We start from the raw sequence: 22,925 nt of genomic DNA, 5'->3' as shown, positions 1-22,925 counted from the left end.
TAGGTAAATACCTAATAACTTCCTTTAATCGTAAATTCACTTGGGCAGCCCGTCACAATATGGCTTGCACATTGTTTATATTGACCATTTTTCTGATAACAAACGCGTATTTCAGTTAAGACTGAATCAAATCTCGATGACTGGCAAGTAAATCGAATTCCATTCGGCGGTAATGAAGGATTGAGCTTGGTAAATTGCTGTCTTAAGCTTTCCTTTTGTACTTCAATGGTATTCGGGCTGGTCAAATCCGCAGGTATTTTTAAACGCTCCGCAAAGTTAATAATGGTTCTAAAATATTGACTGGCATTCATCGGCATACAACCACCCACATCCTGCCATAACTGCACACGGGCATTTTCATCAGGCATGACCCGCGCCACCACCTTGGCTTGCAAAGGTGACAATTTGGCAGATGTTTTAGTGGAGCAATCACGATTGGGCGCTACTTCAGGTAATAAGCTCGCAATGGTCAGTGAATAGCCTTCCAAACATTTACGTTGCTTCTGTCTTGATAAATCAAAAGAGCAAGCTGCGGGTGTCATCTGCACATGCATGACATAGCCCGCAACATCTGAATTACTCGCAGCATGTAATGGCGTAGCAAAAGACAAGACCAAATAACAAGCCAATGCCTGTAGCGATCTCATCAATTGCCCTTTGAGTAATTCGACTGGTTTCATCAAATGCAAAAACTTCATTGTTTCACTTAAACATCTTGCTGTGTCTTAAGGCCCACTGCGCACAGGGATCGTGCTCATTCGTTTTTCTAACGATTGCGATCCCTGCCCTAATACCACGCCATAGTGCGTGGCATTGGTCATGACATGTTTAACATAGTCACGTGTTTCCAATAGTGGAATGGTTTCAGTGTACTGATCTGCAGCCATATTCTGAGCATCAGGCTGCCAACGGCGTGCACGATTTGGACCTGCGTTATAACCTGCTGTTGCCAATACCGCATTACCACTCAATTGACTTTGAATCATTGAAAGATAATAGGTCCCATAACGAATATTGGTATTCATTTCACTCAATGCTGCAGGATTATAGGTTTCACCCATTTGTCTTGCGATCAGTTTTGCTGTGTTTGGCATAATTTGCATCAAACCACCCGCCCCAACATGGGAACGTGCAGAAGTGACAAAGCGACTTTCTTGGCGCATTAAACCATAGGCCCACGCAGGATCAATACCTGCATTGTAACTATGACTGGTTACATTGCTACGATGCGGCGTGGTATAGCGATAGGTATCATTATGACGAGAGGTGGTTCGATCCGCCGCATAAATTGCACGGTCATACCAACCCATATCATGCGCACGTTTTGCTGCTGCTAAAAGCAGACCATCGTCGTGTTGTAAATAGGCTTGGCGAACTGCCCAGTTCCATTCACGATTGGTATAATTGGCAGGCGCATTCACATCTCTTAATGTAAACGCACGTCTAAAATGGATATTTTGATTCAGACGCTGAACATCTTGGGTGCTAGGCTGTTCATTATAAGGCTGATGGTTATAACGTTCGCCTAAGCGATCTTTTGCCAACAAGTTATGATAGTCATCGCCACTTTGTGCCAATTTGCGATAGATCTGCTGCGCTGCTTGTTTAGAACCGCCATCTGAACGCTGTTCCGATGCACGCGCTAACCAGTACTGCCAACGGTCTTCCTGCTTTTGTGTCACCGACATCGCATCAATGGCACGAATCAGACTTTCCCAAGCCCCGAAACGAATCGCTTGACGCGCATAGATTTCAGCTTCTTCCGGACTAAACGGATAACCATAACTTTGATCGAAAGCATTGAGTACTTCACGATTAAAACCATTTTTCATCACAGTGGTACCACCGACATATCCAATGGTACGATACAAATATTGTTGTACCGGTTGTGGCACATCTTGAACAGTACGCTGCACATTGCCCAAAGCATTGGTTAAATCACTATCGGCAACACGCCCCAAAGCAAAGATTAAATAAGCATAATCGGCATCATTGGCTTTTGGTGCACTCCACAAATAACCCAATGGATTGGCTTGAATTTGATTAAACTGTGCTAAAGAAAGATTCAAGCCCATGGTTTGAGCGGTCGCAATCGCGGGACCAGATTGGCCTGCACGTAATTGTCCCCATAAGCGTTGTTGACGATCTTGTGCAGTCATCAGTGGACTAGACAACATCAAACGCCCCAAACCATTACATGATTCAGGCTGAGAATTGGTTGCTAACCAAATGTCTTTATATTCTGCAAAAACCAGACTATCGCCTGTTTTTGCACGGACTTGTGCAACGGCACAGCTTTCTTCTTGATCTGGATTAGTGACATAACTCAGTACAGGCTTGGCATCGGCAAAGCTTCCGAGTTTGACTTTTTCTTCCACGTAATCAGCAGAGAGTTTTTCCGCCATCGCCGATTGTGGATAGCGTTGTGCAAAGCTAATAATTGATGAAGCTGGTTGAAAACCCAGATTGGTGTTCAGTTTCCAATATTCTGGATAATAACCCAAAGCATCATTTTGCATGTCAGATTGGTATTGATCGAGCAAAGCAGAATTGCCTGCATTGGCAGCGCGCAACGCATCATTAAATTGTTCATCTAAAGCATAGACAGACGAGCATGCGATCATTCCTCCCATTGCAATAAAACAACGGAAGCTCTTCTTGTTATTCAATTTTGGAGTTACGGTTGTTCTAAAATCACGCTGCTTTTTCATCTTCATCAATATCTATGCCCAATTTTGCCCTGCCATTATAGTGTAATAAGTCTGGCCTTCCACTATTGTTGTGTTATGTAAATTACTGATTCATATTCATTAAAATTCGCGCAATTTTATTCATAAACTGTCCATTTTTGTCAGTTTTTTATTCTCTGCGTTCCGTTTAAAATACTGCTATAATCCGCCGTTTATTTAAATCCACCTTGTTTAGGAGCCTGCATGACGGTTCAAACATTCATTCCCAGTGCTGTAAAAGCTGCTTCAGAAAACACTGTTACCCAGCCAATGCACACCGCTGATGTTTCAATCAAGAAATTGTTTATTGAAACTCAAGGGTGTCAGATGAATGAGTATGACAGTCATCGTATGGCAGATTTGTTAGGTGATTCACATGGCTATGTGCTCACTGACAATCCAAACGAAGCAGACATTCTGCTGATGAATACCTGCTCGATTCGTGAAAAAGCACAAGAGAAGGTATTTAGTGGTCTAGGCCGCTGGCGCAAACTGAAAGAACAAAACCCAGATCTCATCATTGGTGTGGGTGGTTGTGTTGCATCACAAGAAGGTGACAACATTCAAAAACGTGCACCTTATGTAGATATGATCTTTGGCCCACAAACGCTACACCGTTTGCCACAAATGCTAGATCAGCATCACGCTCAAATTGAAAAACCAAAGAAAGAAAAAATCAAATTGGTTGATATTTCTTTCCCAGATATCGAAAAGTTCGACTTTTTGCCTGAACCGCGTGTCGAAGGCTTTAAAGCATTCGTTTCAATTATGGAAGGTTGCTCGAAGTACTGTTCATTCTGTGTGGTCCCTTATACCCGTGGCGAAGAAGTGTCTCGTCCCTTGGATGATGTGTTGGCAGAAATCGCAGGCTTGGCTGAAAAAGGCGTACGTGAGATCAGCTTACTCGGTCAAAACGTGAATGGTTATCGCGGTGAAACCTTTGAAGGTGAAATTTGTACTTTCCCAGAATTGTTGCGCTTAGTGGCAGAAATTCCAGGGATTGGTCGTCTACGCTACACCACCTCTCACCCGCTTGAATTCTCAGAGGATTTAATTCAATGCTACCGTGATTTACCGCAAATGGTTTCGCACTTGCACCTACCAGTACAAAGTGGTTCAAACGATGTATTGCAAGCCATGAAACGTAACCATACGATTGATGTCTACATCGATAAAATTGCCAAGTTACGTAAAGTACGTCCAGATATGCATTTATCCAGCGACTTCATCATCGGTTTCCCAGGCGAAACAGATGCTCACTTTGCTGAAACCCTACAGTTCATTAAAGATCTAGATTTCGATCACTCTTATAGTTTTGTCTATTCGAAGCGTCCAGGTACACCAGCTTCTGATTTACCAGACAGTACTCCTGAGCAAGTGAAAAAAGACCGTTTGGCTCAAGTACAAGAAGTGATTAAACGTTCGAGTATTGATAAAACGGATGCCATGCTCGGTAAGATTGAACGTGTATTAATTGAGAAGGTTTCTGATAAAGATCCGAATGTTTTAATTGGTACAGCGGACAATACACGTTTGGTTACTTTTATCGGTGATGCCGCGTGGATTGGGCGTTTCGCAGAGATTGAGATCACGGAAATTAAAACTTTGAATTTAGTTTACGGAGAACTCTTGAATCTTGAACCTGACGTGGCGTAATGTAAGGGTATTCCTACAAAGCAACAAAAAGGGTTTATCTTGACTGCAGCGATTCGACGTACAGTAACGTTCCCTGAAATTCAATTGGAACGTTTGAAAAGCATGCTCGGTGCGTATAACGGGCATTTAAAACAAATCGAACAACGTTTAGATGTCAAAATTACTCACCGTGGTGATGCCTTTTATCTCGATGGTGATATAGAAGCGGTCGAAAGAGCCGAAGCACTACTGCAACGGCTCTATCAAGAATCAGAAATTTCCTCGCAAATCAGCGCCGATGTCATTCATTTGATGATCCAAGGTTCACAGACGGATCGTGAACTGATGGATGATTCAGATCAGGAACATACTGGCCTCGATAGTGTTTGGTTACAGACCCGCAAAGGGCGAATTAACCCACGTGGCGCCAATCAAAAACGCTATGTACAACGTATTTTACAAAGTGATATTTCCTTCGGTATTGGCCCAGCAGGGACCGGTAAAACCTATCTGGCGGTTGCTGCCGCGGTTGATATGCTGGAACGCAATGAAATTCAGCGAATCTTGCTGGTTCGTCCTGCGGTTGAAGCCGGTGAAAAGCTCGGTTTCTTACCCGGTGACCTCACCCAAAAAATCGATCCCTACTTACGCCCACTTTACGATGCCCTATATGAAATGCTGGGCTTTGAAAAAGTGGCTAAATTGATTGAACGCCAAGTGATTGAAGTTGCTCCGCTGGCCTATATGCGCGGACGTACCTTGAACCACTCATTCGTCATTTTAGATGAAGCACAAAACACCACACCTGAACAGATGAAGATGTTCCTGACCCGTTTAGGTTTTGGTTCACGTGCAGTGATTACGGGTGACGTTACACAGGTTGACTTACCGCGTGGGCAGCAATCGGGTTTAGCACAAGCATTACGTGTACTGGAAAATGTCCATGAGATTCATATCACCCGTTTCCATTCACGTGATGTGGTTCGCCATCAATTGGTACAAAAAATTGTTGAAGCTTACGAAGGTTGGGACAGTGAACAGCAACGCCTGTCTGCTGAAGCCCGTGCCGAACGCAAAGCCAAACAAGAAGCACTGATTGCAGAAAATGATTCTGCGGCAGATGCGCAACACATTTAGAAAAATCCCCCCACTCCCCTTAAGATGCTTTAGTCGCATCTTAGGGGGACGATTTTAAGGATCTACATTGAAAATCAATTTAAGTCTTCAACAAGACTTTCAAGCTGCGGAATTGCCACTCAAACGTGGTCAAATCAAAAAGAATATCGAAACTGCACTGCGCCATGTCGGTTTTGATGCCAATTGTGAAATTGGAATTGCCTGTGTTGATCTAGCTGAAAGCCATGAGCTCAATCTGCAATATCGCGAAAAAGACAAACCGACCAATGTGCTGTCTTTCCCAAGTGATATTCCTGAGGAAATGCTCAGCTTACTCGATGCAGAGCCTTTAGGTGACTTGGTGATTTGTATTCCTGTGGTTTTACAAGAAGCGGCTGAACAACAAAAAACTCCAAGCGATCATTTCACCCATTTATTGGTCCACGGCGTTCTACACTTGCTTGGTTTCGATCATGAAACCAGTGAAACTGAAGCTGAAGAAATGGAAGCTTTAGAAATTGAGATTCTAAAAAAACTGGGTATCGCCAATCCTTACCAAGCCGATGAAAGCTAATCCAAGGTCCTATGTATATCGTTATTTTTAAAGCCACGATCAAACAACTTGACGCAACTTATTCAGAAATGGCACAAAAGCTGAGAAATAAAGCCTTGAGCCAATTTAACTGCATCAAGTTTGAAGCGTGTAGTGAAAATGGTTTTGAAATTGCATTGTCTTACTGGCATAACCTTGAAGATATCAAGCAGTGGCAACGCGATGCAGAACATCTGGTTGCTCAACGATTAGGCAAAGAAAAATGGTATCAGGATTTTAGTGTGGAAATCTGCAACATTGAACGTGCTTATTCGAGTCAGAATGACATGTGAATAAGCACGAACTTATCCACATCTTCAATAACAAAACGGCTGAATGCAGCCGTTTTGTTATTTCTCAAGAGAATTAGAATTGATAACGTAGCGTCAAAGTCACGTTACGAGGTGATCCATAAACCATGCTGTTATTCCCGATGCCTGAATAATATTTTTTATCAAATACATTATTCAAATTAATCTGTGCTTTGATATTTGAATCAATATCATAGCCCACCATTAAGTTTGCTAAAGCATATGCATCTTGGCTAATACGTTGACTGCCTTCTCCAGTATAAAATTTACTCTTATAGTTTAGCCCGCCACCCACACTCCATTTATCCAAGGTATATTTGGTAAAGAGATTGGCGCTGGTTCTTGAAGACATGGTTTGAACTTCATTCCCTTTGGCATCTTTGGCATTGAAATGAGCAACACCGAAACTCAGGTTCCAGTTGTCTTTAATTTCCCCATCTAGTTCAAACTCAACCCCTTTGCTTTCAACGCCATCTACACTGCGGTAGGCTTTCTCAGTGGTTGGGTTACCATTGGTATCAGGTACAAAAACACCAACTATCTCTTCTGCAACATTATCCTGCTGGGTTTTAAATACCGACAAGGCCGCATTCAATTTACCGTCTAAAAACTCACCTTTTAAGCCAGTTTCATAGCTTTTCCCTTCTCTTGGATCAAGATATTGGCGATTCGCATCTCGTTTATCTTCTGGCTTAAAGATACTGGTATAACTGGCATACCAAGAGTATTGATCCAGAAAATCAAAAACTAAGCCTGCATATGGTGTAACTTCATTATTAAATTCCCGATTGCCTTCACCATTGTCACTTTCATATTTCCAGTTTGATAAACGTACCCCTGTAATTAACTTCAATGGCTCCAACAAGCTGAACTTGCCTGCAAGATAAGCACCTGTTTGTGTGGTCTTATTTGGAGGTTGATACAAGTTATTATTCTGAATGGCACCAATTAATGGAATATTTGGATGATCAAAATCGAGCACAGCACCTGAGGCAATCGGAGGCGTTCCTGAGTACCACTTATCTTTCTTGCTTTGGTTATACATAAAACCTGCAACAACTTCCTGCTTTAAACCACCCAGCATAAAAGGTGCTGAGAGATAGGTATCAATATTATTTTCTTTGGTCTTAGTAGCATCAGACCAGGTCATGAAAGAGTCGAGTGTATTGGTTGCTTTATCCAGCTTGCCCCATGAATAAAGCAAAGCCGTGTCTTGTTTTACTTCTCGATAAGCGTAGTTCACATTCAAATTGATATCGTTAAATAGATTCTGCTTCAATGTTGCAAAAGCCGTGGTGGTATCGGTATTCCAGTAGGTCCAATCCGAACTCACCGATTTAGAACGATCGAAATGAGTTCGGGTACCATCGGTGTAAAATGCTGGCAATCCGCCCCAACGAACGCCATCTCGCTCTAGATTCTGATACCCCGCACCGACTGAAAGGTAAGTCTTATCCGTAATATCTGCATCCACAACCGCATAGACTACATTATTGGTTTTTTCGTAGCGATCCATATACGAATCCGTATCCTCGTGCTTCACGACGACACGACCACGGACACTACCATCCGCATTTAATGGTGTTGAAATATCTGCTGAACTTGACCATGCATTCCATGAGCCCAAAGAAGTGCTGACATTCCCTGTCAACTCTTTCGCATTGGCATGTTTTCGAATCATGTTAATCGCAATAGCAGGATTCCCAGCACCTGTCATCAAACCATTTGCGCCTTTCACCAGTTCAACCCGATCGTACATGGTTAAATCAGGATCATTGGCTTCCATCCCCACATTGCTTGGAACACCATCAAACAGATAATAGTCGACATCAAAACCACGTGCTGTTGGGTACTGACGTTCATCCCACTGATTCACAGTCACGCCTGTGACGTTATTTAACATGTCCTGAAACGATGTAATATTGGCATCATCCAAATACTCACGGGTGAGAACTTTGACCGATTGTGGTGTTTCTCGAAGCGATAAATTAAGTTTGGTCGATGTATTGGTACTTTTAGCGGTATAACTTTTCTTTCCTTCCGTTACAGCCAAAGCCCCTTCTTCTGCTTTTACTGTAATCGTTGGCAATTTTGCATTTTCTTTAACTTGATCTTCTGCAAAAGCCAATGAAGGTAAAAGTATTGCAGCCATTGCTAAGACCAGTGGGCGGGCTTTAAACAGGTTTAAAGTTGGAGGTTGATGCATGAAATATGTCCTTATTGCAAGGGAGCGGTCTTGAAAACATGCATCTCATTCCCCCGATAAATTTTAAGAAGGATGCATTCATTTTCAAAAGGAGAGTTAACTAAAAACACATTGCAAATGATAATTGTTTTTATTATCAATTCAAGTTTTAAGCAATAAACTTACTTAACTGTTTTTATTGAATTTAAAAATATATTGAAGATTTTTAAAAAATAATTAAATGATTTTTATAAATATTTAATTCTTAGTTTATCCATCATTATTTTCTAATAAGAAGTACACCTTAATTAGTGCACTTCAAATTCAGCATCGACCGGATCAAAACGCCAAGTCCGAATGATACGTAACTCAGAGATTTCTTTTTTCATCGTGGCATCAAAAGGTCCAAATGGTGCGCCACGGCGGACCGATGCTTTGGCTGCCTCATCTAAAATCGCATGCCCAGAACTTTCAATGAGACGAATCGCTCGGATTCCCCCTTCTGCATTGAGAATCACCATGAGGCGTACTTCACCCGCCAAGCGTTGTTGTTTAGCTTGATCAGGATAATAGCGATTCCCGTATAACTCGACTTTTTGACGAAATTTATCTAAATAAGCAGCAGATGCATCTTGTTTGGCCTGAATGCCATCGACCGTTTTAATGCGTTGTTTACGGCTAAAATTTTGTTGTCGTTGTAAATATTGCGCTTCTAAGCTCGCGACCATAGCAGCTTTGGCTTGAAACTGACTTTGTAGATCATCCAAGGTCTTTTTTCGTTCGCTCTGTTCGGCTTGCTTTTGCCAACTCAGAACCGTCATGAGCACTTTTTCTTCGAATTTTAACTCTCGTTTTTGCTGTATTTTCTCCAGACTTTCTAACTCTTTTTCACCTGTAGTTGCATCCGCTTGCATCGGAGCAGGCATATCGCTCGACATCCGATGTGCTTCACGGAAATCGCCCGAACCTTTTTGATCAGCTTGCGCCAAAAAGTCTGCATCTTTAACTTTTTCAGTACTTGGACGAACGGTGACGGCAATTTCTTTGGTGGAGGTGTCAGATGGTGATGGCATGGTAAATTGAATCGCCAACACAGCCCCATGCAAAAGCATCGCCAAAGCCACTGCCCCAACAAAAATTGGATCTTGCCACCAATAAGGAGACAGTTCTGAACGAAAATTTATTTTATTCCACATGGTATTCAAGCGACAAAATGTCCCATCCCCAACGGCATAACCGTATAAAAACCAAACCAATATTCAAAATTTTACAAAAATGTGACCCACTTATAGTTACAGTGTTTCCATACCATCAATTTATGAAAATGTAGCAATTAATTTTGCTACACTGCAAGTCAGAAATTTATTTTTATTTTTAGTGAATACAAAGATTGTGGCATTGCTTTACTTATCAATTCACTTTCTGGAACAACTTTTATGCAAACGCTAATTTCATCTGTAGTTAAACGTCTACGTAAAGTTTACCAAAAAGCAGAAGAATTCATCGAAGAAGAAAGAGAGTTTTCACTTTCACAAGTTTTTGTGAATGCCACGATGGAACGTTATGTCACCGAAAATGTGGGCATTATGCAAGACCTGCATGCTGATCTGTATGACGGTTGGTTACGCTTATACACCACCCTCGATGTCAAAGGCCTGCACACCACCTTATCGGTTGATTTAAAGTTGATTCAAATGGAAATGAATCAAAATGTGCAACTGATGGTTTTTGAACAAATCAGCAATACCCAAGTGATTGAAGCCAAATTCAAAAACATCTTTCAAAAATGGGGCTTTTATGTGGCAATTTGGTATTACCAGAAATTCCGTGAAGAAGATCCACTTGGCAAAATCCTAGAACATTTTGAAGTGGTGAAAGTTCAAGATGATTTACTTTACCTCGATTTAAATCGTTGGTTAGGTAAAAAAGCCAGCATTATCGAAACGTTGAGTAAAGTACATGTCAATCGTGCACGTGTCCGTCCTGCGGAGTTGATTGTTTGGGGCAATGTGAATCTTGCTGCAATTTTATCGCCTTCCAATGAAGATGACTTTGACGAAGATGATCTCAACGACAGCGAAGTTACCCCGATTCAGCAAAAAGACCGTAAAAAATAAATACCTTTACATTGAGGTAGCATGTTGCTTGTCATGAGATGCTACCCAAAACATACATCTTCATGATTTATACGAAAAATTAACAAGCGCTTAGTAAAAAACCTGATCTTTTCTTCATAATCTACAGGCATAATATCTTTAAATCGTAATGATAAATGAGCGATTCAATTCTTCATTGCTCAAAGGATATAGTGTTATGACAAAGAAATTATTGAAAGTACTGGGTCTTACTTCGGCTGCCATTTTCAGTGCAAGCATCTCTAGTCATGCCTTGGCAATGGCGCCTTTCCAAGCCAGCTATCAATTCAGCTACAACAATAAAAACCTCGGTTCAGCAACACGTACTCTTTCTCAACAAGGCAATAACTGGACCTATCAATTCAGTGCCAAAGCTGGTGGTATTGCTTCTGCATCTGAAACCAGTCAATTTAGTTTTGCCGACAATAAGATTAGCTCACAAAAATTTAGTCGCAGCAGTAAAATCTTAATTCACAACAACACGATGAGCATTAACTTCAACCCCAATAGTAAAGTTGTGAATACCAAAAAAGATGACACAGCTCGCTCATTTGCATGGCAAGCAGGTGCTTTGGATGAACTCAATGCTGAACTGCAAATCCGTGAAGATTTGAAGAGCAATTCATTGAAAACCAAGTATCTGATTGCAGATGCGAAAGCCATCGATGAACGTCGCTTTGTGAAACAAGGCACTGAGAATATCAAAACCCCTTATGGCACTTTCAGTACCATCAAAGTGGTGATGCAGCACGATAAACCAGAGCGTAATACCGTGTTCTGGTTAGCCCCAAAACTCGATTACCTTCCTGTCAAAATGGCACATAATGATGGAAAATCATCATATGGTCTGCTATTAACAGGCTATTCGGGTAAAACAAACTAAGCATCTGGTCAATTTTGGCTTGCATTTTTTTCGATGCTTTTTAAAATATGCCTTTGCTTGAACAAGCATCCGTTTAGAGGATTCTCCCGTGTACGCTTTAGAACAGAAAATCTTAAATGAAGGTATCGTTCTATCTGATCAGGTTTTGAAAGTTGATGCTTTCTTAAACCACCAAATCGATCCTGTGTTGATGCAGTTGATTGGTAAAGAGTTTGCCGCTCGCTTTAAAGATGCAGGTATTACTAAAATTATTACCATCGAAGCCTCAGGTATTGCACCTGCAATCATGGCAGGTTTAGAACTTGGCGTTCCTGTTATTTTTGCGCGCAAATACCAGTCATTAACATTGAAAGACGACCTTTACCGTTCTAAAGTGTTCTCGTTTACCAAACAGACTGAAAGTACCATTGCGATTTCAAACAAGCACATTAGTTCAAGTGACAAAGCACTTGTAATTGATGACTTTTTGGCCAATGGTCAAGCTGCCTTAGGTCTAATTGACTTAATTCATCAAGCCAAAGCTGAAGTGGTTGGGGTGGGTATTGTGATTGAAAAATCATTCCAACCGGGCCGCGATGTATTGCTTGAAAAAGGCTACCGCGTTGAATCGTTAGCGCGTGTTAAATCTTTGGAAGATGGCAAAGTTACTTTTGTTACTGAATAAGATTCAGCACTGATAAAAAAAGCGGATGAACACTCATCCGCTTTTTTTATTTAACAACAATCCCAGTTATATAGCACTTTGGAAAAGTCTCGTTTCTTTAGATCTTCTGGATGAATAAAGAAATTTCCCACACCTGAATCGCCCCACATAATCTCGTTTTCCGCATCATCAGTATCGAGCTGAAAAAGCAGCACATAATCTTGAACTTTTTCATTATATTGACGTGGGTCAGTTTGGGTAAAATAAGGATAACCGCCTAAACGATGTCCACTTGCAGAGGCCAATTCATCATAAGGCTCGATAAAATCATCCTCGAAATCCCCACCTTCAAATTGATCTTCAAAATCATACAGTTCATCGACGCCTAAAATCTTTGGTGCAAAGGCAAAATCACCGAGGCTAATTGGCTGAGAAGTCAGGCTAAATTCAATCGCGTATTGCCCCGTAAATGGCAAATAATCATCTTCACTCAGCTGAACTTCAGAGAAGTCTTGTTTTAATTGTGAAGCATCTTCAATGACCTGCTCGAAGTACAACACTTTAAAACCCGATTGCTGTTGTTGGTCATCAAAATTCATTCCATACAAATCATCGGCAGCGATGTAGAACTGTAAAATTCCTTGGTCTGGAAAATGAGCTAAATTGGGGATTTCGCCAAAATTAAACTGCGCCAATAAAGTCAATGGATTGCCATTCGAATCGACTGGGTAAGTCGCATCCAGCGGTAAGTAAGGTTGTCCCCCAATTTTACTTTGCCATAAAGTTAATTCATCACTGGGTGTCAGTTGCATAGTGACGGTTGGCAGAATAGTCGCCGTGATTTTTTCTAGGTATGGCTGCAAATTGTTCGGCAAAGTCTCTGGTTTAAAATTCATTTTGTTGCTTGTCCATGTACTTATTTATAGAACTTAATATAAAACAAGCAGCTAAATTTAAATAGAGAACAAAGTCTGCACTACGACAGTTAATGACGCTCAATTGACCCATTATTTATCACATAAATTCTGATAAGATGAGCCCGATAAAAATTTGCGATTAGGAATCACGATGCGCACTTACTTAGACCTTTTACAACATATCCTCGACAATGGCGGCGACAAAGGCGACCGTACTGGCACAGGTACACGTTCAGTATTTGGTCATCAGATGCGCTTTGATCTTTCTAAAGGCTTTCCACTGCTCACCACCAAGAAAGTCCATTTTCGCTCTATTGCTATTGAATTACTTTGGTTCCTCAAAGGTGATACCAACGTTCAATATCTCAAAGATAATAAAGTTTCAATTTGGGATGAATGGGCAACCGCGGAACAAACTGCCCGTTTTGGTCGTCCTGAAAGTGAGCTTGGTCCAGTTTATGGTCACCAATGGCGTAACTTTGGCGCAACCCAAAATGAAGATGGTAGCTACCAGCAGGATGGCTTTGATCAGATCAAATGGTTGATCAATGAAATTAAAACCAATCCTAATTCTCGTCGTTTGATTGTGTCAGGCTGGAACCCAAATGAAGCAGGCAAAGTGGCATTACCACCTTGCCATACCCTGTTCCAATTTTTCGTACAAGATAACAAACTGTCATGCCAGTTGTATCAACGCAGTGCCGATGTGTTTTTGGGTGTCCCGTTTAATATTGCCAGCTATGCCCTACTGACCCATATGATTGCTCAGGTCTGTGGTTTAGGTGTCGGCGACTTTGTCTGGACAGGTGGTGATACGCATTTATATGCCAATCACTTTGAACAGGCACAATTACAGCTTAGCCGTGAGCCGCTACAGTTGTGTCAATTAAAGCTCAATCCTGAGATTACCGATATTTTCGATTTTAAATTTGAAGATATTGAAATTGTAGGGTATGAATCACACCCAGCAATTAAAGCACCTGTCGCAGTTTAAATCGATTAGTTAGAGAGAATATAAAATGGCATGGCAAGGCACTGAAGTTGTCCACGTAGTTGCAATGGATAAAAATCACTGTATCGGTAAAGGCAATGCTTTGCCGTGGCATATCTCTGCTGACCTAAAGCACTTTAAAGCCATTACCCAAGGGGGTGTGGTGATTATGGGGCGTAAAACCCTTGAATCTATGGGGCGTAGTCTACCGAATCGTGTCAATTGGGTGATTACCCGTGACCCTGAATGGCATTTTGACGGGGTTAAAGTCGCGCATAGTATCGAAGATGCACTTAATGGCGCACTTACAGATGCACAACACGCTGAAAAAGCATCCTTATTTATTATTGGGGGTGGAGAGATTTTTACCCAAACGCTCGCTATTGCGGATCGTTTAGAATTAACTCATGTTGATCTTGACGTTCAAGGTGATGCACATTACCCAAAAATCTCCGATGACTTTCGCAAAGTAAACTCGGAACAGCATACTGATGAGAAATCAGGGGTTACTTTTGAGTTTGCGACCTACCAAAAATAAGAATGGATCGCGCTTGCCATGCACAATATTGGATCACGTGAGTTTTTCATCGCTTTAGGCATTGGGCTTTTACACAGTCTGTTTACCTTGTGCGTGATCCTTTCAAGTATCTGGCTCTGTCTAGCTTTATGGATTCAGCAACCCTTAGGTAGTTTTTTCAGTCGAGCCGTCATTGCGCTATGGGTCTTATTTGCCCTCAGCTTGATTGGCGTCTATGTCAGTGGTCATCTGGTGAGTCGTCGCACCGATATCATTATTTATTGTGTGGCATTTGCCTGTGCTTTGGTCTGGTATTTTTCCTTAGAAGCAAGACAGGATCGGGATTGGAATCCTGAGGTTGCAGAACAGCTAAGCTATGAAAAGAATGGTGATCTTGTAAAGCTGCATAATGTGCGAAATTTTGACTGGCATGCCGATGGCAGCTATGACATTCATTGGGAAGATCGCAGCATTGATCTGAATAAGATTACGGGCATCAATGTCATTACCTCCTACTGGATGGGGCCACAAATTGCCCATACGCTGGTTAGTTTCGATTTTTCAGATCAAAAGCCATTGGTATTCTCTATTGAGATTCGTAAAGAAAAAGGCGAAGATTTTTCTGCGATTGGTGGCTTTTTCCGTAAATACGAACTCAGTTTAGTCGCATCCGATGAAAAAGATCTGATCTATACGCGCAGTAATGTTCGCCATGAACAAGTCTATTTATTCCCGATCAGAATGCCCGCAGCTGAACGCAAAGCTCTCTTCATTGAATATCTGCACAAAGCAGATGAACTGCGCGCAGAAGCCAAATGGTACAACACCCTGACCAGTAACTGCACCACGCTGGTCTTTGACATGGTTCAAGCGATTAATCCGCAGCGCTTACCCAAAGACTACCGCTTATTGGCCTCAGGTTATTTACCTAACTACCTCTACGATCTGAAGGCGCTCAATCAAAACTACAGTATGAAAGAATGGTATCGCTTGGCACATATCAATCCGCGTGCAGAACAATATGAGCAACAGCCTAACCAAAGCAGTGAATATTTTTCGGATGTCATTCGTACAGGTCTTCCCAAAACTGAGTAATTTTTCCACTCATTTTATTAAAAACACCTGAACATTTACAAAAGGATACGCAATATCCTGTTCCACTCCATGTTGTTTTATTCTAATGCCAAATATAGAAACACAATGATTTGGACTTAAATTTTATGTTAAAGCCTTTTTTAATAACATGTACTTTGGCAATTGCCGTAGCAATGACCGGTTGTTCAACCACAGAATCTCTCCAAACCTCTCCCAATGCATCTCAGAAAGAAAGCATCAATCTCTATGGTCGTAACTGGATTGCCACCCATATCAATGGTGTCGAGATTACAAGCAATGATCTTTCTGGTAAGCGCCCCGCAATTCAATTTGATGCGAAAGGCAAACATTTCTTTGGTGCAGATGGTTGTAACCAGATTCAAGGCAGCTTCGAAAGCCAAGGTGCTATCTTACGCTTAGGCCCGATTGCTTCGACCATGATGGCCTGTATCGGCAAAGATAATAGCGCGCTTTCACGCCAATATAGCAATGCTTTGGCAAGCACAACCAATTACGAGCTGAAAGGCCATGAGCTTAAATTCATGGATGCGTCAGGCAAGGTTCTGGTTAGCTTTGTCACCGTGATTCAACCGTTGCCATAATTCGTTATCGTAAAAAAGTAAAAGCTCGTTTCGAACACGGGCTTTTACTTTTTCAACACTTCGTTTACTTTAGTAGCATTCTTAAAATTAAAAATTGGGGAGTCTCATGCAACAAGCGCTCGTTGGTGGTGGATGTTTTTGGTGTGTAGAAGCGGTATTTCTACAGCTTAAAGGTGTAGAAAAAGTCGTGAGTGGTTATGCGGGCGGGATTAGCCAAAACCCAACCTATGAACAGGTCTGCCAAGGCAATACTCAACACGCAGAAGTTGTGCTGATTGATTTTGATGAACAGCAGATTAGCTATTCACAACTACTGAATGTCTTTTTTACGACGCATGACCCAACCACTTTAAATCGCCAAGGTAACGATATTGGCACGCAGTATCGCTCTGTTATTTATTACTTTAATGAGGAGCAAAAGCAGCAAGCCGAACAGATTATTCATGATCTGGAAAATGAAGGTCTGAATATTGTGACTGAGCTCAGCCCAGCACCGACGTTCTACCCTGCAGAAGAGTATCATCAGAACTTCTTTGCACGTAATCCCTCGCAAGGCTACTGCAACTTTAGCATTCCGCCTAAGCTATCTAAATTGCGCGCCAAATACCTTGATCTACTCAAAGATGCCTAGGCACAAAAAAAGCAACTCAATGAGTTGCTTTTTTCTTGGTATCGCGTGCTGTCTTAGTTTTCACTGACGAATGCGATATCACTTAAGCCTGCTTCGCTGGCACGAGACATCACTTGCGCAACCGTATCGTATTTTGATTCTTTATCTGCACGTAACTGCACAGTTGGTTTGGTCGCAGCCTGTCCCGCCTCTTGGAAACGCTTTTCTAGCTCTTCTAAGCTAATAATCTGCGCATCCCAAGCCACTTCACCTTTGTCATTAATACTAATGGTGATCGCTTTTGGTGGTGGATCTACAATTTCAGCAGTGGTTTTTGGTAAACTTAATGGAATTGATGGGTTAGCAACCGTTGCTGTGACTAAAAAGATAATCATCAATACCAACATAATGTCGATCAGAGGAATGAGATTCATCTCATTCATGCCACTGTCGTGGTCTTCACCCAATTGAAAGCCCATTTTAAGCTTGACCTCCAACTAAACTTTGTTGAGTCGCTTTAGTTTCTGTTTTTGCCGCTGTTTCTTGCTGCAACATGGTATCGATTAACAAGCTATGTGCTTGATCTTGTAAATCATGTGCTAAGCCACGATTGAAACGTACACAAATGTTATAGGCCATCACCGCTGGAATCGCCACTGCAAGACCAAGACCGGTCATGATCAGCGCCTCACCCACTGGGGTTGCAACCTGAGCTAGGCCAGCTTGACCACTTTTGCCCACCGCAACCAAGGCATGGAAAATACCCCATACTGTACCAAATAAGCCCACGAACGGCGCAAGTGAAGCAATCGTTCCAAGAACTGATACACCTTTTTCTGCTTGAGATTTCTCTGCAGAGATTTGGCGAAGCAATGCTTGCTCAGCGACAGCTTTACGTTGTTCAAACGATAATGGCTGTAACTTTGATTTAAGCGTAGCCAAAGCTTGAACAAGTTGAGTATAAGCTTGTTGTTTTAATTGGCGTGTTCCTAATAGGCGCAGAATGAAAATAGTCCACGTCGCAATCGACATTGCTAAAAGGATGAAATACAGTGTTTTACTTACTGCATCTGCATGTTGCCAATAAACTGAAAAGTTCATATACGAACTCCTGATTTAATCTGTCGCAAGGACTCAAATTTATTAAGGACTAAGATCAAACGGCTGCTCTGCTCGAATCGGGTAAGCAACACCATTTTCCATATACGGTTTAAATTTCGCACTTCTTACAGCACGTAAAACTTTTTCATCGAGATTTGGTATACCACTACTACGTGTAATACGTGCATTGGTAATTTTACCTTTCTCATCAGCTTCAATCAGTACCATCACTGAGCGTGTTTGGTTATCTAAATCTTTTGCTGTAACAGATAATTTCGGTGAACGACTCCATTGAACCCCTGAACCACCAATCGATACACGTTTTGGTGATGGATCAGCAGCAGGTTGAGGTTTCGTTACTTCCTGAACGGGTTGTGGTTTTTCCACTACTTTTTCAGTAACTGTGGTAACGACTTTGGTCTCAACTTTAGGTTCAATCTTTTGTTCAGTTTTTTGAAGAACAGGTTTTGGTGCTTCTTTGACCTGTTGAACCTTTTCAATCTTTTTCGGTGGAGGCAAAGGTTTTTCAACGACCTTAACTTCCTTCACTTCTTTTTTAGGTTCAGGTTTTGGCTGTTCTTTTGGTTTCGGTGGTTCAGGTTTAGGTGGTTCTTTAATCTTAACGAACTTCACCTTAAGCGGTTCTTTTTCGATTGGTCTTAACTCAATCGTTTTCATGTGGCTCACCGCCCACAGAACTCCTACATGTCCAATCACAACTGCAACTAAGGCAGCGATGATTTTCTTTTTCATCGGGTGTGGCGTGTTGAATGTAGCAGGAGATTGACTCATAAGAATCTAAGTACCTAATAGATGGTGACGCTTTCAAAAAAACGATTCCACTCATCGGATAGAACAATGAAAGTGCCGTAATAATAAATGAGAAGTGTTTTCATTTGCAACTATTTTTTCTTGTATATTCACTAACCATTGAAAAATAGGTATAAAAAAACATGCCTTTCGACATGTTCTCTTTACATATTGAAACAAAGCGATGAATTAGAACACCACTGTTTTGTTTCCATCCACAATGATACGGTCTTCTAAATGCCATTTTACTGCACGTGCCAATACGTTACGTTCAACGTCTTCGCCTAACTCACGTAACTGCTCAACGTTATAATCGTGGCTCACACGTTCAACATCTTGCTCAATGATTGGGCCTTGATCGAGATCAGCTGTCACATAGTGTGCGGTTGCACCAATCAGCTTCACTCCTTTCTCATAGGCTTGCTTGTATGGATTTGCACCCACGAAAGCAGGCAGGAAAGAATGATGAATATTGATGATCTTCATTTCCCACTTAGCAACAAAGTCTTCACTCAAAATCTGCATATAACGCGCCAAGATCAATAGATCATTGCCCTGCATCATTTCATCAATTTGAGCATACGCTTCAACTTTATTGTCTTTATTAACCGGTACAACATGGAATGGGATACCAAAGTTTTCAACCGATTCACGCAAATCTGGGTGGTTTGAAATGACTTGGGTAATTTCACATGGCAATGAACCACGTGCATGGCGCCATAACAATTCCAATAAAGCATGGTCTACTTTAGAAACTAAAATACCGACCTTTTTCAACTCACCAACAAAAGTAAGCTTCCATTGCATCTCATAACGTTCAGCAACATTGGCAGCAAAGGTCTGCATCAACGCTTCTTTACGAGACTGCAAATGATCAATCTCAAACTCAACACGCATGAAATAACGCCCGCCTTGAGCTTCTGTTGCGTACTGATCAAGTGCGGTAATGTTTGCTCCCTGATGATACAAAAAGCTCGATACGGCTTGCACGATCCCCGGCTTGTCTTCACAAGTAATCAGTAATCGCGCTGTGTGGGCTGTAGTCGTGTTCATTTGGTTAATATCACTTATTCGAATCAAATTAAAATCAAGCCGAGCATTCTAACCCTTTTTTGCTATTGACTAAATAGCTGCTGACGATCTATTCATCATCATTTTTAAGATTAGACAAACTCGCGAACAAGTCTGACGGTCCAAGTGATTTCAATAACTGCTCATAGGTTTGGCGACTTTCACCCATTAAATATGGTCCTTCTAAGAACACCATTTGTCGCAATGCTTGCCAAACCCACTTTTCTTCCAGACGATTGTTATCGCTGATATGACCAGACATATATAAGAAGTTGGTCAGCACAATCCACAAGTTGATGATCAAGGCTTCAATTTCTGAATCGGTCATTTTCATCAGACCCGCATCTACGAAGGCACGATAAATTCTTTGCCCCTGCTGCATCACCTGTCCGGCAAAACGTGGATAGATTTTTCGGAAGTCTTCATTATTTTCGACCAGATGATAGACATCACGGTGAATAAAACGATAAGCCCATAGCTGATTACTCAATACTTGAAAATAACTAATTTTATCATTGGCGTTTAATGGTCGATCCGTTGGTAAGGCCAACATTTCCAAGGTTTCAGCCTGATACTGCTGTGCCAATTCTTTGATAATTTCTTGTTTATTACGGAAATGATAATACAAATTACCAGGGCTAATTCCCAGTTCAGCCGCAATGTGATTGGTTGTGACCGAACGTTCTCCGCGCTCATTAAACAACTGCAAACTGATTTGCAAAATTCTATCTTTTGTTTTGTTCGGTTTAACGTGTGACATTGATTGCAACCATCTATAACATAATCAATAGGTTATAAAACAAACCTATAAAGCGACTTGACACTTTAGAGTATTTACTCTAAAAATTAAAAAATAATAAGCTTTCTTTTGGTCCACTCCTATGAACAGTCAAACAAAAACAACCGCTATGACACCTCATGTTGATGTGAAACGGCTACATGATTTGCTTGAGCAGCAAAAAGCAGCTTACCAACGCCATCCTGTGCCAAGCGCCAAAGAACGTATTGAACGCTTAGCTCGACTTAAAAACATCCTGATAAAGTATCAAGATCAATTTGCTAACGCAATTAGTCAAGATTATGGCAACCGTGCCATTATGGAAACCAAAATTGGCGAAGTTCTGACTTGTCTAGAACATATCAAATACTATAGCAAGAACTTAACTGAATGGATGAAACCATCTAAACGCCATATCAGCATGTTACACCAACCAGCAAAGGGCTGGGTAGAATATCAACCATTGGGTGTCATCGGGGTAATTGCGCCATGGAACTACCCTTTATTACTTTCAGTCGGCCCACTGATCTGTGCTTTGGCTGCTGGTAACCATACCATGATCAAAATTTCGAGTGCTTCTTCAAATTTTGGTTATGTGCTTGAAAATGCCCTTTCAGAAGCATTTCCACAAGAATTGGTTGCTGTCGTCAATGGCGGCGGTGCGATTTCAGATGCATTCAGTCACCTTGCATTTGATAAATTGATTTTTACAGGCTCGACCTCTGTCGGTAAAACAGTCATGGCTGCTGCTGCAGAGAATCTTGTTCCAGTGATTTTAGAGTTAGGTGGTAAGTCTCCAGCACTGGTGCATTCATCTATGAACATTCGTGATGTCGCACAACGTATTGCCGTGGGTAAGCTATGGAATGCAGGTCAAACCTGTGTTGCGCCAGACTATATGTTCCTGCCTAAAGGTAAAACAGCAGAGTTCACCAAGCACTACAATGACTTTGTGACCACGATGTACCCAAGCTTGCGTGACAATAACGACTACACCTCTATTGTGAATGACAAACAATATAATCGTCTGCAAGGTTATTTAGAGGATGCTCGTGACCAAGGTGCAACGATTGTTGAACTAAATGCTAAGAACGAGTCTTTAACTGAAGTTCGTAAGATTGCGCCGACCTTATTAACGGGCGTGACCACTGAAATGGAAATTATGAAGAATGAGATCTTTGGTCCAATTCTGCCTATTTTAGAATACGACCATATCGATGATGCGCTTCAGTTCATTAATAGTCGTCCACGTCCATTAGCTTTCTATTACTTCGATATCGATAGTGCACGTGCTGATTATGTCGCAGGACGTACCCATTCAGGACATTTTGGTATCAACCAAGTTCTTACCCACGTGGCGCAGGATGATCTGCCATTTGGGGGCATTGGTGCATCAGGTATGGGCAAATATCATGGTAAAGAAGGTTTCTTTAGCTTCTCACATGAACGTTCAATGATGTCAAATCCGGTAAGCCCTAAACTTTACAGTTTAAAATTCATCCTACCGCCGTATAATAAAGCAACGCACAAACTGCTTTTAAAAACACTATTTCGTTAAGCTGGTTAAGGCATGAGCTATCACACCAGTTCATGCCTTGTTTTTACTAAATTCGCTTGTCTTTTAATCGTATTTTTGGTATAAAACGCCCCTTGAATGATTTCATCCGTTTACTTGAATGGCTAGTTGCACGAAACAGTGCTATATAAACTAGCAATGGAGTTCACCATGTCTAAGGTTTGCCAAGTTACCGGCAAGCGTCCTATCGTTGGTAACAACGTATCGCACGCAAACAACAAAACCAAACGCCGGTTCGAGCCGAACCTGCACCACCACCGTTTTTGGTTAGAAAGCGAAAAGCGTTTTGTACGTCTTCGTCTAACTACTAAAGGTATGCGTATTATTGATAAATTGGGTATCGAGAAAGTTGTTGCTGATCTCCGTGCTCAAGGTCAAAAGATCTAAGGAGTCTGAACAATGCGTGATAAGATTCGCCTCGTTTCTACAGCTGGTACTGGTTATTTCTATACCACTACTAAGAACAAACGTACTATGCCGGAAAAAATGGAAATCAAAAAATTTGATCCAAAAATCCGTCAACACGTAATCTTCAAAGAAGCTAAAATTAAATAATTTTAGTTCTTTAAAAAAAACGACTTCATTTGAAGTCGTTTTTTTTGGCCTAAAAATGGTCATAATGCAAAAG

The 22,925-nt window shown here is 41.4% G+C and carries 25 protein-coding genes; 15 read left to right on the top strand and 10 right to left on the bottom strand.

Annotation, left to right across the window (positions count from 1 at the left end; genetic code table 11):
* Nucleotides 1–11: 11 nt before the first annotated feature.
* Both WA352_RS09330 and WA352_RS09325 read right to left on the bottom strand, forming a co-directional pair.
* On the bottom strand, nt 12–680 hold the full coding sequence (locus WA352_RS09330) for a ribonuclease T2 family protein (protein ID WP_336142211.1): 669 nt from the start codon (nt 678–680) through the stop codon (nt 12–14).
* A 45-nt stretch (nt 681–725) separates the two neighbouring features.
* Complete coding sequence (locus WA352_RS09325; RefSeq protein ID WP_336142206.1) at nt 726–2,633, bottom strand: lytic transglycosylase domain-containing protein; 1,908 nt, start codon at nt 2,631–2,633, stop codon at nt 726–728.
* 300 nt (nt 2,634–2,933) lie between these two features.
* Here WA352_RS09325 and miaB point away from each other — a divergent pair, with 300 nt between their 5' ends.
* The 4 genes from miaB (at nt 2,934) to WA352_RS09305 (ending at nt 6,365) form a co-directional block, all read left to right on the top strand.
* The gene (miaB, locus tag WA352_RS09320; protein WP_004802583.1) at nt 2,934–4,385 is read left to right on the top strand and encodes a tRNA (N6-isopentenyl adenosine(37)-C2)-methylthiotransferase MiaB; all 1,452 of its coding nucleotides are present in this window, start codon (nt 2,934–2,936) and stop codon (nt 4,383–4,385) included.
* Nucleotides 4,386–4,424: 39 nt separating this feature from the next.
* On the top strand, nt 4,425–5,501 hold the full coding sequence (locus WA352_RS09315; protein WP_004655946.1) for a PhoH family protein: 1,077 nt from the start codon (nt 4,425–4,427) through the stop codon (nt 5,499–5,501).
* A 67-nt stretch (nt 5,502–5,568) separates the two neighbouring features.
* Complete coding sequence (gene ybeY, locus WA352_RS09310; RefSeq protein WP_004655947.1) at nt 5,569–6,054, top strand: rRNA maturation RNase YbeY; 486 nt, start codon at nt 5,569–5,571, stop codon at nt 6,052–6,054.
* A gap of 11 nt (nt 6,055–6,065) precedes the next feature.
* A complete protein-coding gene (locus WA352_RS09305; RefSeq protein WP_005315274.1) occupies nt 6,066–6,365 on the top strand; it encodes an antibiotic biosynthesis monooxygenase family protein in 300 nt (99 codons plus the stop codon).
* 73 nt (nt 6,366–6,438) lie between these two features.
* Here WA352_RS09305 and WA352_RS09300 read toward each other — a convergent pair whose 3' ends face one another.
* Together WA352_RS09300 and WA352_RS09295 are read right to left on the bottom strand one after the other, a co-directional pair.
* Nucleotides 6,439–8,589 carry a TonB-dependent siderophore receptor gene (locus WA352_RS09300; protein ID WP_336142189.1) on the bottom strand — a complete coding sequence of 717 codons (2,151 nt, stop codon included), beginning with the start codon at nt 8,587–8,589 and terminating at the stop codon, nt 6,439–6,441.
* 287 nt (nt 8,590–8,876) lie between these two features.
* Complete coding sequence (locus WA352_RS09295; protein ID WP_004802579.1) at nt 8,877–9,764, bottom strand: energy transducer TonB; 888 nt, start codon at nt 9,762–9,764, stop codon at nt 8,877–8,879.
* A gap of 240 nt (nt 9,765–10,004) precedes the next feature.
* Here WA352_RS09295 and WA352_RS09290 point away from each other — a divergent pair, with 240 nt between their 5' ends.
* The 3 genes from WA352_RS09290 (at nt 10,005) to WA352_RS09280 (ending at nt 12,250) form a co-directional block, all read left to right on the top strand.
* Nucleotides 10,005–10,685 carry a hypothetical protein gene (locus tag WA352_RS09290; RefSeq protein ID WP_004802578.1) on the top strand — a complete coding sequence of 227 codons (681 nt, stop codon included), beginning with the start codon at nt 10,005–10,007 and terminating at the stop codon, nt 10,683–10,685.
* A 196-nt stretch (nt 10,686–10,881) separates the two neighbouring features.
* On the top strand, nt 10,882–11,586 hold the full coding sequence (locus WA352_RS09285; protein ID WP_336142185.1) for a DUF3108 domain-containing protein: 705 nt from the start codon (nt 10,882–10,884) through the stop codon (nt 11,584–11,586).
* A gap of 88 nt (nt 11,587–11,674) precedes the next feature.
* Nucleotides 11,675–12,250, top strand: coding sequence for a xanthine phosphoribosyltransferase (locus WA352_RS09280; RefSeq protein WP_004655958.1), 576 nt, complete (start codon nt 11,675–11,677; stop codon nt 12,248–12,250).
* A 50-nt stretch (nt 12,251–12,300) separates the two neighbouring features.
* Here WA352_RS09280 and WA352_RS09275 read toward each other — a convergent pair whose 3' ends face one another.
* Entirely contained in the window at nt 12,301–13,125 is an 825-nt protein-coding gene (locus WA352_RS09275; RefSeq protein ID WP_336142182.1) for a YwqG family protein, read from the bottom strand.
* A gap of 172 nt (nt 13,126–13,297) precedes the next feature.
* On the opposite strand from WA352_RS09275, the gene thyA reads away from it, so the two are divergent.
* From thyA to msrA, 5 genes are all read left to right on the top strand, one after another.
* On the top strand, nt 13,298–14,140 hold the full coding sequence (gene thyA / locus WA352_RS09270) for a thymidylate synthase (RefSeq protein WP_336142179.1): 843 nt from the start codon (nt 13,298–13,300) through the stop codon (nt 14,138–14,140).
* 25 nt (nt 14,141–14,165) lie between these two features.
* Nucleotides 14,166–14,675, top strand: coding sequence for a dihydrofolate reductase (locus WA352_RS09265; RefSeq protein ID WP_005315240.1), 510 nt, complete (start codon nt 14,166–14,168; stop codon nt 14,673–14,675).
* A gap of 18 nt (nt 14,676–14,693) precedes the next feature.
* A complete protein-coding gene (locus WA352_RS09260; protein WP_302924778.1) occupies nt 14,694–15,749 on the top strand; it encodes an Lnb N-terminal periplasmic domain-containing protein in 1,056 nt (351 codons plus the stop codon).
* Between the two features lie 125 nt (nt 15,750–15,874).
* Nucleotides 15,875–16,351 carry an META domain-containing protein gene (locus WA352_RS09255; protein WP_336142175.1) on the top strand — a complete coding sequence of 159 codons (477 nt, stop codon included), beginning with the start codon at nt 15,875–15,877 and terminating at the stop codon, nt 16,349–16,351.
* A gap of 106 nt (nt 16,352–16,457) precedes the next feature.
* Nucleotides 16,458–16,982 (top strand): peptide-methionine (S)-S-oxide reductase MsrA, encoded by a 525-nt coding sequence (msrA, locus tag WA352_RS09250; protein ID WP_336142173.1) that lies wholly within the window; start codon nt 16,458–16,460, stop codon nt 16,980–16,982.
* Between the two features lie 53 nt (nt 16,983–17,035).
* Here the strand turns inward: msrA and WA352_RS09245 are convergent, their stop codons facing one another.
* From WA352_RS09245 to WA352_RS09225, 5 genes are all read right to left on the bottom strand, one after another.
* A complete protein-coding gene (locus WA352_RS09245) occupies nt 17,036–17,440 on the bottom strand; it encodes an ExbD/TolR family protein (RefSeq protein WP_004802569.1) in 405 nt (134 codons plus the stop codon).
* A 1-nt stretch (nt 17,441) separates the two neighbouring features.
* Nucleotides 17,442–18,062, bottom strand: coding sequence for a MotA/TolQ/ExbB proton channel family protein (locus WA352_RS09240; RefSeq protein ID WP_004655971.1), 621 nt, complete (start codon nt 18,060–18,062; stop codon nt 17,442–17,444).
* A 42-nt stretch (nt 18,063–18,104) separates the two neighbouring features.
* On the bottom strand, nt 18,105–18,854 hold the full coding sequence (locus WA352_RS09235; RefSeq protein WP_004802567.1) for an energy transducer TonB family protein: 750 nt from the start codon (nt 18,852–18,854) through the stop codon (nt 18,105–18,107).
* A gap of 207 nt (nt 18,855–19,061) precedes the next feature.
* Nucleotides 19,062–19,925, bottom strand: coding sequence for a formyltetrahydrofolate deformylase (gene purU, locus WA352_RS09230; RefSeq protein WP_004802565.1), 864 nt, complete (start codon nt 19,923–19,925; stop codon nt 19,062–19,064).
* An 88-nt stretch (nt 19,926–20,013) separates the two neighbouring features.
* Complete coding sequence (locus WA352_RS09225) at nt 20,014–20,703, bottom strand: TetR/AcrR family transcriptional regulator (RefSeq protein ID WP_336142170.1); 690 nt, start codon at nt 20,701–20,703, stop codon at nt 20,014–20,016.
* 121 nt (nt 20,704–20,824) lie between these two features.
* On the opposite strand from WA352_RS09225, the gene WA352_RS09220 reads away from it, so the two are divergent.
* The 3 genes from WA352_RS09220 to rpmG all read left to right on the top strand — a co-directional run bounded on the left by WA352_RS09220 (nt 20,825) and on the right by rpmG (nt 22,852).
* Entirely contained in the window at nt 20,825–22,279 is a 1,455-nt protein-coding gene (locus WA352_RS09220) for a coniferyl aldehyde dehydrogenase (protein WP_336142168.1), read from the top strand.
* 168 nt (nt 22,280–22,447) lie between these two features.
* On the top strand, nt 22,448–22,684 hold the full coding sequence (rpmB, locus tag WA352_RS09215; protein WP_004649871.1) for a 50S ribosomal protein L28: 237 nt from the start codon (nt 22,448–22,450) through the stop codon (nt 22,682–22,684).
* Nucleotides 22,685–22,696: 12 nt separating this feature from the next.
* Nucleotides 22,697–22,852 carry a 50S ribosomal protein L33 gene (rpmG, locus tag WA352_RS09210; protein WP_003654787.1) on the top strand — a complete coding sequence of 52 codons (156 nt, stop codon included), beginning with the start codon at nt 22,697–22,699 and terminating at the stop codon, nt 22,850–22,852.
* The last annotated feature ends 73 nt before the right edge of the window (nt 22,853–22,925 follow it).

The sequence above is a fragment of the Acinetobacter sp. 102 genome (assembly GCF_037028485.1).
Lineage (GTDB): Bacteria > Pseudomonadota > Gammaproteobacteria > Pseudomonadales > Moraxellaceae > Acinetobacter > Acinetobacter higginsii.
This window is presented reverse-complemented; position numbering and strand designations above follow the sequence as displayed.

Coding starts and splice junctions, on each gene's coding strand:
- purU (WP_004802565.1), bottom strand. CDS start 19,925: ATGAACACGACTACAGCCCACACAGCGCGATTACTGATTACTTGTGAA.
- WA352_RS09255 (WP_336142175.1), top strand. CDS start 15,875: ATGTTAAAGCCTTTTTTAATAACATGTACTTTGGCAATTGCCGTAGCA.
- WA352_RS09225 (WP_336142170.1), bottom strand. CDS start 20,703: ATGTCACACGTTAAACCGAACAAAACAAAAGATAGAATTTTGCAAATC.
- WA352_RS09235 (WP_004802567.1), bottom strand. CDS start 18,854: ATGAGTCAATCTCCTGCTACATTCAACACGCCACACCCGATGAAAAAG.
- WA352_RS09290 (WP_004802578.1), top strand. CDS start 10,005: ATGCAAACGCTAATTTCATCTGTAGTTAAACGTCTACGTAAAGTTTAC.
- WA352_RS09260 (WP_302924778.1), top strand. CDS start 14,694: ATGCACAATATTGGATCACGTGAGTTTTTCATCGCTTTAGGCATTGGG.
- WA352_RS09275 (WP_336142182.1), bottom strand. CDS start 13,125: ATGAATTTTAAACCAGAGACTTTGCCGAACAATTTGCAGCCATACCTA.
- WA352_RS09295 (WP_004802579.1), bottom strand. CDS start 9,764: ATGTGGAATAAAATAAATTTTCGTTCAGAACTGTCTCCTTATTGGTGG.
- WA352_RS09325 (WP_336142206.1), bottom strand. CDS start 2,633: ATGGGAGGAATGATCGCATGCTCGTCTGTCTATGCTTTAGATGAACAA.
- rpmG (WP_003654787.1), top strand. CDS start 22,697: ATGCGTGATAAGATTCGCCTCGTTTCTACAGCTGGTACTGGTTATTTC.
- miaB (WP_004802583.1), top strand. CDS start 2,934: ATGACGGTTCAAACATTCATTCCCAGTGCTGTAAAAGCTGCTTCAGAA.
- WA352_RS09245 (WP_004802569.1), bottom strand. CDS start 17,440: ATGGGCTTTCAATTGGGTGAAGACCACGACAGTGGCATGAATGAGATG.
- msrA (WP_336142173.1), top strand. CDS start 16,458: ATGCAACAAGCGCTCGTTGGTGGTGGATGTTTTTGGTGTGTAGAAGCG.
- WA352_RS09300 (WP_336142189.1), bottom strand. CDS start 8,589: ATGCATCAACCTCCAACTTTAAACCTGTTTAAAGCCCGCCCACTGGTC.
- WA352_RS09305 (WP_005315274.1), top strand. CDS start 6,066: ATGTATATCGTTATTTTTAAAGCCACGATCAAACAACTTGACGCAACT.
- WA352_RS09265 (WP_005315240.1), top strand. CDS start 14,166: ATGGCATGGCAAGGCACTGAAGTTGTCCACGTAGTTGCAATGGATAAA.
- thyA (WP_336142179.1), top strand. CDS start 13,298: ATGCGCACTTACTTAGACCTTTTACAACATATCCTCGACAATGGCGGC.
- WA352_RS09285 (WP_336142185.1), top strand. CDS start 10,882: ATGACAAAGAAATTATTGAAAGTACTGGGTCTTACTTCGGCTGCCATT.
- rpmB (WP_004649871.1), top strand. CDS start 22,448: ATGTCTAAGGTTTGCCAAGTTACCGGCAAGCGTCCTATCGTTGGTAAC.
- WA352_RS09220 (WP_336142168.1), top strand. CDS start 20,825: ATGAACAGTCAAACAAAAACAACCGCTATGACACCTCATGTTGATGTG.
- WA352_RS09240 (WP_004655971.1), bottom strand. CDS start 18,062: ATGAACTTTTCAGTTTATTGGCAACATGCAGATGCAGTAAGTAAAACA.
- WA352_RS09330 (WP_336142211.1), bottom strand. CDS start 680: ATGAAACCAGTCGAATTACTCAAAGGGCAATTGATGAGATCGCTACAG.